Source organism: Pedobacter sp. Leaf132 (genome assembly GCF_920984695.1).
Classification (GTDB): Bacteria; Bacteroidota; Bacteroidia; order Sphingobacteriales; family Sphingobacteriaceae; genus Pedobacter.
Map to the genome: position 1 here is coordinate 1 of NZ_CAKLBO010000024.1, position 1,213 is coordinate 1,213.

Consider the following 1,213-nt stretch of genomic DNA (forward strand, 5'->3'; position numbering starts at 1 on the left):
TGTAAGCTCCCCTGTTTTTCAGACCATTCAAAAGTATAATTTTGTCCTCAAATTTCCTGCAATAAATCTACAGGAGATTTGAAGTTTAATGCCTGGTGTGGTCGATGGTAATTGTAGTCCACCATCCATTCCTCCACTTTCTCCCTTACATCATCCAGGGAGTGAAATATGTAGGCATTTAATAATTCTCTTCTGATGCTTCCATTCAATCTTTCAATATATGCGTTCTGTGTTGGCTCTCCTGGCTGGATAAAAACTAGTTCAACATTGTTTTCCTTTGCCCATTCATCCAACTTATGCGAGATGAACTCCGGTCCATTATCCATTCTTATTTTTTTGGGGAGCTCCCTATATTGTTTTAGTTCATCCAACGCTCTGATAACCCGCAACGACGGCAGTGAATAATCTATCTCCATAACTAGCATCTCTCTGTTGTAATCATCAGCGATGTTCAACAACCTAAATTTCCTTCCATTCCAAAGCGCATCGCTCATAAAATCCATGGACCATACCTCATTTATAGTTTCTGGTACAGACAAAGGCTTCTTGACTCTTTCTGGCAGCCTCTTTTTTGCCCTGCGGCGGATATTAAGCCTCATTGAGGTATAAATCCTGTAAATCTTTTTATGGTTCCATTTAAGCCCTTTTCGACGCAATCGGTAGTAACACTGCCAGAAGCCTATGGAGACGTGCTTTTCAACAAGAAGTGAAAGCGCATCAACTACTTCACTGTCATCGCGTCGTTTATGCTGATAATAATGTTTGCTTCGGTTTAATCCAACGCATTTACAGGCCTGACGATGGCTGATCCTTTTTACCATTTCATCCACTAAATCCCTTTTCTCGTCAGGCGTTAAAGCTTTTTTTCTACAGCCTCCTTGAAAACTTCATGCACGAGACTGAGATTCGCATACATTTTTTTTAAACGTGCATTTTCTTCTTCCAACGCCTTTAATTTCGATAGTTCTTTGACTTCCATTCCCCCATACCTTTGACGCCATTTGTAAAAGGCTGCAGTGCTTATTCCTAACTCTCTGCAGAGATCATGCACGTTTTTGCCGTTCTCATGTTCCTTGATTGCTTTTACAATCTGGGATTCCGTAAACTTGATTCTTTTCATATTGCCAATTAAAATTAATAGTTTTTCTAATAGCCTCGCTGCGCTCGGTCTAGAATTCTACTTTTAAATGGTCTGAATTTTGGGAAGTGCACA

1 protein-coding gene is annotated in these 1,213 nt (G+C 40.1%); it reads right to left on the reverse strand.

Annotation, left to right across the window (positions count from 1 at the left end; translation table 11 throughout):
• Window positions 1-47 precede the first annotated feature (47 nt).
• A protein-coding gene (locus LUA86_RS19190) for an IS3 family transposase (RefSeq protein ID WP_231465804.1) occupies window positions 48-1,120 on the reverse strand; the annotation gives its coding sequence in 2 pieces (ribosomal slippage) (window positions 48-859 and window positions 859-1,120; 1,074 coding nt in all).
• Window positions 1,121-1,213 lie beyond the last annotated feature (93 nt).